7 protein-coding genes and 2 pseudogenes are annotated in these 7,084 nt (G+C 65.8%); 6 read left to right on the forward strand and 3 right to left on the reverse strand.

Annotated features, from left to right (window positions below; all coding sequences use genetic code 11):
• Nucleotides 1-454, forward strand: a pseudogene (locus BU124_RS15100) (hypothetical protein); the annotation flags it as partial.
• 81 nt (nt 455-535) lie between these two features.
• Here BU124_RS15100 and BU124_RS14030 read toward each other — a convergent pair.
• Nucleotides 536-1,138, reverse strand: a complete 603-nt coding sequence (locus tag BU124_RS14030) for a LysE family translocator (RefSeq protein ID WP_084864195.1) — start codon at nt 1,136-1,138, stop codon at nt 536-538.
• A gap of 73 nt (nt 1,139-1,211) precedes the next feature.
• On the opposite strand from BU124_RS14030, the gene BU124_RS14035 reads away from it, so the two are divergent.
• Entirely contained in the window at nt 1,212-1,664 is a 453-nt protein-coding gene (locus tag BU124_RS14035; protein WP_084864196.1) for an Lrp/AsnC family transcriptional regulator, read from the forward strand.
• A gap of 117 nt (nt 1,665-1,781) precedes the next feature.
• Entirely contained in the window at nt 1,782-2,405 is a 624-nt protein-coding gene (locus BU124_RS14040) for an exopolysaccharide biosynthesis protein (protein ID WP_084864197.1), read from the forward strand.
• A gap of 35 nt (nt 2,406-2,440) precedes the next feature.
• Here the strand turns inward: BU124_RS14040 and BU124_RS14045 are convergent, their stop codons facing one another.
• On the reverse strand, nt 2,441-3,613 hold the full coding sequence (locus tag BU124_RS14045) for an ROK family transcriptional regulator (protein ID WP_084864198.1): 1,173 nt from the start codon (nt 3,611-3,613) through the stop codon (nt 2,441-2,443).
• Nucleotides 3,614-3,792: 179 nt separating this feature from the next.
• Here BU124_RS14045 and BU124_RS14050 point away from each other — a divergent pair, with 179 nt between their 5' ends.
• The 3 genes from BU124_RS14050 (at nt 3,793) to BU124_RS14060 (ending at nt 6,766) form a co-directional block, all read left to right on the forward strand.
• Nucleotides 3,793-4,812 (forward strand): sugar ABC transporter substrate-binding protein, encoded by a 1,020-nt coding sequence (locus tag BU124_RS14050; RefSeq protein ID WP_084864199.1) that lies wholly within the window; start codon nt 3,793-3,795, stop codon nt 4,810-4,812.
• A 98-nt stretch (nt 4,813-4,910) separates the two neighbouring features.
• On the forward strand, nt 4,911-5,987 hold the full coding sequence (locus BU124_RS14055; protein WP_084864200.1) for an ABC transporter permease: 1,077 nt from the start codon (nt 4,911-4,913) through the stop codon (nt 5,985-5,987).
• A complete protein-coding gene (locus BU124_RS14060; RefSeq protein WP_084864201.1) occupies nt 5,984-6,766 on the forward strand; it encodes an ATP-binding cassette domain-containing protein in 783 nt (260 codons plus the stop codon). Before BU124_RS14055 ends, BU124_RS14060 begins: the two co-directional genes overlap by 4 nt.
• Nucleotides 6,767-6,824: 58 nt before the next feature.
• On the opposite strand, the pseudogene BU124_RS14895 reads toward BU124_RS14060, so the two are convergent.
• Nucleotides 6,825-7,084: pseudogene (locus tag BU124_RS14895) on the reverse strand (hypothetical protein); the annotation flags it as partial.

Genomic DNA, 7,084 nt, shown 5'->3' on the forward strand with positions numbered 1-7,084 from the left:
CGGTTCGAGACCACCGGCGACGGTTCGAGCCCAACGGCCGGCGGCTCGTCCTACATCGCCGTCGATATGGCCGATTATCTCGAGGACAAGGGCATGGACCACGTCCGCGGCGCCCCCTGCCACCCGCAGACCGGGGAAGTGAACGGGGACCGTGGCCGCGGGGCGGCCGCGCAAGCCCCGTGAACGAGCGGTGGCACCAGACCATGAACTTAAGGTCCGCGAAGCGAATAATCGCGTGCTGCCCGAGCATTACTTCCTGCCCGGGGATCTTGAACGCCAGGTCGGCGCGTTCTTCGAATACTACACCACCCGCCGATACCATGAGAGCCTCGGGAGCCTGACGCCAGCCCATGTCTACTACGGCCGGGGTGACCAAATCCTCGAACAGCGAGAGGAGATCAAACGCAAAACCATGCTCGCCCGGCGCTTGCGCCACGAAACTGAAAACGCATAAAATCAATCAGCGGTGAGGCAGCGCCTCTAGTCCGGAAAGGCCTAAAGCGTCCCAAATTATCTGACGACGGGCACGTCCCGGTCATATCAGCTCCAGCCCTATGGGCACCAGAGTCAGCACCAGCAGCGCGGCCATTGTCCGGTTGAACACCCGCAACCGCCCCGGGTCGGCCAGCCACCGGCGCAGCTGCGTACCGCCCATGGCCCAGGTGTTCACGGACACGATGTTGACGCAGACGAAGACGCTCGCCACCGCCACGGCCCCGCTCCAGCCGGCGTCGGGCGGGGCGTAGGTGGTCTGGGCGGTGATCCCCATGTAGATCGCCTTGGGATTGACCCACTGGAAAGCCGCTGCCTGCAGGAAGGTCAGGGGTGTGCCCCCGGCCCTGGCCTTTTCCGGCGGCGCGGCATTGGCGATCTTCCAGGCCAACCAGAGAAGATAGGCGGCGCAGGGCAGGGTCAGCAGGGTTCGGACCCCGGGGTAGGCCGCGAAGACCTGCGCCAGGCCAAGGCCCAGCACCATCACCATGAAGCCGTGGCCGAGGCTGACCCCCAGCAGGTGCGGCACGGTCCGCCGCCAGCCGAAATTCGCCCCCGAGGCCATGAGCATCAGGTTGTTCGGCCCCGGCGTGATCGAGGCCACGAAGGCAAAGGTGGCAAGGGCGGTCAGAAACTCCGAAGTCATGGCGCGCAGATTGCGCCGGACAGGGCAAAATTAAATTGCATTTCTTCGGCGGTGCCCGGTAAAACTGCAATGCATGGCGATTGATGACCCGATCAACCGCAGGATATTGCGAGAACTGTCAGCCGATGGCCGCCTGTCGAATCTCGACCTGGCCGCGCGGGTGGGGCTGTCGCCCTCGGCCTGCCTGCGGCGGGTGCAGGAGCTCGAGCGGCGCGGCGTGATCCGCGGCTATCGCGCCCGGCTCGACCCGGCGCAGACCGGGCGCGGTTTCGTCGTCTATGTCACGGTGGGCCTGTCGGAACATTCCAAGGCCGCGCAGGAGGGCTTCGAGGCGGCCATGGCCCGCGCGCCCGAGGTGCGCGAGTGCCACAACATCGCCGGGGCCTTCGAGTACCTGCTGCGGGTCGAAACGGCGGACCTCGCAGCCTACAAGGCCTTTCACACCGACCATCTGGGAACTGTGCCCCACGTGCGGGCGATCACCAGTCACATGGTCATGGGCACCTCGAAGGACGAGCGCGGCTGACGCCGGCGCGACCGCGCTGCCATGCCCTCTGCGCTTTCGGGGGCCGGTGGTGCGGGTTGTGATTGTAATCCGGCGCGCGAAGGCAGATATCCGGGCCAGGCAACCCGAAAGGACCAGATGCGGCCCCCAGACGACGAGAGACGACGCAGAGCCTCCCTGTCCCTGCCGATCCTGCGTATATCGCGCAGTCAGCACAACGCCGGGGCGCTGACGGTGGGCACGCTGCTGGCGGCGCTGGGCGAGGCGTCCTTCGGCTGGGCGATCGTGGTCTTTTCGCTGCTCACCTTCCTGCCGCTGCCGCCCGGGTCGTCGCTGATCACGGCGCTGCCGCTGCTGGTCATCACCGGGCAGATGCTGGTGGGGTTCCGCTACGTGCGGCTGCCACGGGTGCTGGCGCACAAGTCCCTCGACCCGCACAAGCTGCGTCGGGCGGTGTTGCGGTTGCGCCCCGTGACCCGGCGGCTGGAACGGATCCTGGTGCCGCGCTACACGCTGATCTTCGCGCGGCGCAACCAGCGTCCGCTTGGCCTGCTGCTGTTCGTGATCGCCCTCGCGCTGTTCCTTCCGGTGCCGTTCAGCGGATGGTTCCCGGCGCTTTCGCTCTTCATCCTGGGGGTGGGCCTTGTCGAGCGTGACGGGCTGGTCTGCATCATTGGCCTGGTCCTGGGCGGGGCATCGGTTTTGCTGACGCTGTCGCTCTTGGCCTCCTTCGCGCTGGGCGCGGACGCGGTGATCGGGTAGCCCGGCCCGGACATCGGCCAGCGCGCCGACCCGTCTCACAGCATGAACTGACTGTCGATGGGACCGGTCGCGGCGCCGATCGCGCGGGCCTTGGATCCGATGCTGCCCGCCTCGATCTTGGGGGGCAGCAACCCGCGCGTATCCTGGGTCTTGACGTAGCGCCGCACTCGTTCGACCAGGCTTTCGCGGATTTCGGGCGGGAAAGCGCCGTCGATCAGGATCGCTTCGAAATCGATCACGGAACAGACGGAGAGGGCGGCCTTGGCAAGCTCCTGCGAGGTCTGCCCGAGCCAGGGGTCGACGTAACGCGACAGGGTTGTCCAGCTTTCGGGGTCGGTCCACAACTGCCCGGGGTCGAGGTCGACCTCGCTGAGCCGGGCCTCGAGTTGCCGGATCGAGGCCATGTCGACCAGTTGCATGCTCTCGCCGTTGGGGCCGATGCTGCGCATCGAGCCCAGCGCCCCGGCGTTGCCCTGCCGGCCCTCGTAGACAGTGTTGTTGAGCACGATCCCGCCGCCGATGTAGGCCCCGATAAAGAAATAGGCGTAGTCCTGGAATTCCTTGCCGCGCCCGTAGGTCTGCTCGGCCTGGCAGGCGGCTGTCGCATCGTTGAGAATCGAGACGGCAAGACCGATCCGATCGTGCAGCGCATTCGCCAGGTCGACGGACTGCCACTCGGGATAATCGACGGTGCGCTCGTCGGTGCTGGCCTGCTGGTTCCAGATCTCGAACGAAATGGCGACCCCGAGCCCGCAAACGCGCCTGGCCTGATCGCTGGAAAGACGGGCCGTGATCGCCGAGACGCTGTCCTCGGCGAAGGCGTAGACCTCGGTCGGTGAGGGGCGGGAATAGGTGATCTGCCGCTCGTCACGCAGGACGCCGCTGAAATCTATCAGGGCCAGCTCGGCCGACCGGCGCCCGATCTTCAGGCCGAAAGAGAAGGCGCCGTTGGAATTCAGCAGCATGGGGGTGGAGGGCTTCCCGACCTTGCCGCGCGTCGGTTCGCCGCGAAGGACGATGCCCTCCGTTTCCAGCCGGCGCAGGATGCTCGACACGGTCGGCGGCGAGAGGCCGGCCCGCCTGGCCAGATCGCTTGCGGGCTGGCCGCCGTCTCTCTGGATGAGGGACAGCAACAGCCGCTCGTTGTGGTCGCGAACGCCGCGCTGGCTCAATCCGGTGCTGATCGATCGGACTAGCTGTTCATCCATCTGCGCATACTTAACCAGCCTTTAGTGCACATCATAGGCGATTCCTTTTAATAAGGAAACTTTACGAATTAATTGACAGCTTATCGCGAATCGTGCCTCAGTACTGGCGTGCGTCCGCCTGGTCGGTCGTGCCAAAAGCGGGGTGGAGGCTCTGCAAACCACATTTTTGGGAGGACAACATGAAAAAGCTACTTGTCGGCACTGCGGTTGCCGCAATCACGTCTGCCGGAGCGGCCGCGGCCCAGGACCAATCCACGTCCGCCTGCCTGATCACCAAGACCGACAGCAACCCGTTCTTCGTGAAGATGCGCGAGGGCGCGTCGGCCAAGGCCGAGGAACTGGGCATCGATCTGAACACCTACGCCGGCCGTATCGACGGCGACAACGAGACCCAGGTCGCAGCCATCGAGACCTGCATCGCCAATGACGCCGACGGGATCCTGATCACGCCCTCCGACCCGGCTGCCATCGCGCCGGTTGTGGAACAGGCCCGCGATGCCGGGCTTCTGGTCATCGCGCTGGATACGCCGCTCGACCCTATCGACGCGGCCGACATGACCTTCGCAACAGACAACTACCGGGCCGGTGTCCTGATTGGCCAATGGGCCGCAGGCCAGTTGGGTGATGCGGCTGACGACGCCAAGATCGGCCTTCTCAACATCAACATCTCTCAGCCGACCGTGGGCGTCCTGCGCAACCAGGGGTTCCTTGACGGCTTCGGCATCGACCTGGGCGACCCCAACAAGTGGGGGGACGAGACCGATCCGCGCATCGTCGGCCACGACACCAGCGACGGGGCGACCGACGGCGGGCGCCGCGGCATGGAGAACCTGCTGGCGATCGACCCCGGGATCAACGTGGTCTACACAATCAACGAACCGGCCGCCGCCGGCGCCTACGAGGCGCTGAGCGCGCTCGGGCGCGAGGATGACGCCCTGATCGTTTCGGTCGACGGTGGCTGCCCGGGCGTGCAGAACGTCAAGGAGGGTGTCATCGGCGCAACCAGCCAGCAGTATCCGCTGCGCATGGCGTCGCTGGGCATCGAGGCCATCGCCACCTATGCAGAGACGGGCGAGACGCCGGAGGCCACCGAAGGCAAGGATTTCTTCGACACCGGCGTTGCGCTGGTCACGGATGATCCGGTCGAGGGTGTTCCGTCGATCGATACCGACGAGGGCCTGGAACTCTGCTGGGGCTAACGCCTCGGCATCCGGCGGGCGCCCGACACCGGGCGTCCACCGTGTTATACTGAGACGCGACACCCGGCCCAGCGGCCCGCTTCGGAGGAGATCAACCGATGCCGACAGACCGCAACGCGGAGAACTACGAATCCGTTTTGACGGGGGCGTCCGGGGACGTCGCGTCCTTCGACGAAGAGGACAAGGGCCTCTTCGGCCGCCTGCAGGAGATGCTGCACGCGACGCCCTCGCTGGTGCCGCTCATCGTTCTGGTGGCGGCCATCGTCATCTTCGGCATCGCGCTCGGCTCGAAGTTCTTTTCGCCCTTCGCGCTGACCCTGATCCTGCAGCAAGTCCAGATCGTCGGCGTTCTGGCCGCGGCGCAGAGCCTGATCATCCTGACCGCGGGCATCGACCTGTCGGTCGGGGCGCTGGCAGTGCTGTCATCGGTCATCATGGGCCAGTTCACCTTCCGCTACGGTATCCCGCCGACGATCTCGGTGATGCTGGGCCTGACCATCGGCACGGCCATCGGCGCGATCAACGGCTGGCTGGTCAGCCGGGTCAAGCTGCCGCCCTTCATCGTGACGCTGGGCATGTGGCAGATCCTGCTGGCCGCCAACTATCTTTATTCGCGCAACGAGACGCTGCGCGCGCAAGACATCGCCCAGGAGGCGCCGTTCCTGCAGCTGCTGGGGATCAAGTTCCAGCTCGGCGGGGCGACCTTCACCATGGGGGTGCTGCTCATGGTGGCACTGGTGGCGACGCTGGCATACGCGTTGCGCTCCACGGCCTGGGGCCGGCACGTCTACGCCGTGGGCGACGACCCCGAGGCGGCCAAGCTGGCCGGCGTGAACGTCCATGGCACGCTGATGTCGGTCTACATGCTGGTCGGCTTCATCTGCGCGCTGACGGGCTGGGTGATGATCGGCCGCTTCGGCTCGGTCTCGCCGGCGGTCTCGACCGGCATGATGGGCAATATCCAGTCGATCACTGCCGTGGTGATCGGGGGCATCTCGCTCTTTGGCGGGCGCGGCTCGATCGTCGGGGCCTTTTTCGGCGCGCTCATCGTCGGTGTCTTCGAACTCGGCCTGCGCATGGCCGGGGCCAATCCGCAGTGGACCTGGCTGTTGATCGGCGCGCTCATCATCGGCGCGGTCTCGCTGGACCAGTGGATCAGAAAGGTCTCTCAATGACGCAGACGCCCATTCTTTCGGGGCGCGGCCTCGTCAAACGCTTCGGCAAGGTCACCGCGCTCGACCGGTGCGATTTCGACCTGATGCCGGGCGAAATCCTCGCCGTCATCGGTGACAACGGTGCTGGCAAGTCGGTGATGATCAAGACCCTGTCCGGCGCGCTGCAGCCCGACGGCGGTCAGGTCTACCTCGACGGTCGAGAGGCGAGTTTTCAGTCGCCCACGGATGCGCGCGAGGCGGGAATCGAGACGGTCTATCAGACGCTCGCCATGTCGCCGGCGCTTTCGATCGCGGACAACATGTTCATGGGCCGCGAGATTCGTCAGGCGGGTTTCATGGGCCGTTGGTTTCGCAAGCTGGACAAGCCTGCGATGGAGGCCTTTGCGCGCGACAAGCTGTCCGAGCTAGGCCTGCTGACGATCCAGAATATCAACCAGGCCGTGGAAACCCTTTCGGGCGGGCAGCGCCAGGGCGTTGCCGTGGCGCGGGCGGCGGCATTCGGATCGAAAGTCATCATCCTCGACGAGCCGACGGCGGCCTTGGGGGTCAAGGAATCCCGCAAGGTGCTCGAGCTGATACTCGATGTCCGCTCGCGGGGCATCCCGATCATCCTGATCAGCCACAACATGCCCCACGTCTTCGAGGTGGCGGACCGGATCCACGTGCACCGGCTTGGCCGCCGGTTGTGCGTGGTCAATCCCAGGGACTACACGATGTCCGACGCGGTCGCCTTCATGACGGGGGCGAAGGACCCGCCGATAGAGGCCGTCCCGGCATAGGGCGGGACGGTGCGGCGCAAGCCGACGGTGCGATTGAACGCCTCGGCACGCGGCCGGATCAGTCGGTCCGGGATGCGATGTCGGTCGCGCCGCCATTGCGGCCCGACCAGTCTAGGGGGGCGTGAAGAAACCGTTCGACCTCTTCGAGGGTTGCGGTATCGAAGTGCCGAGCCTCCTTGGCGTGATCAAGAACATCCCACCATGTGGCGAGGGAGTGCAGGGAGATTCCGTGGCTGGCCAGCGTCTGCCGGGTTTCGGGGAAGATGTCGTAATAGAAGATCACCATGGTGTCGGCGACCTCGGCTCCCGCCTGACGAA

It is taken from the genome of Salibaculum halophilum (assembly GCF_002094885.1).
In the GTDB taxonomy this organism is placed as follows: Bacteria; Pseudomonadota; Alphaproteobacteria; order Rhodobacterales; family Rhodobacteraceae; genus Salibaculum; species Salibaculum halophilum.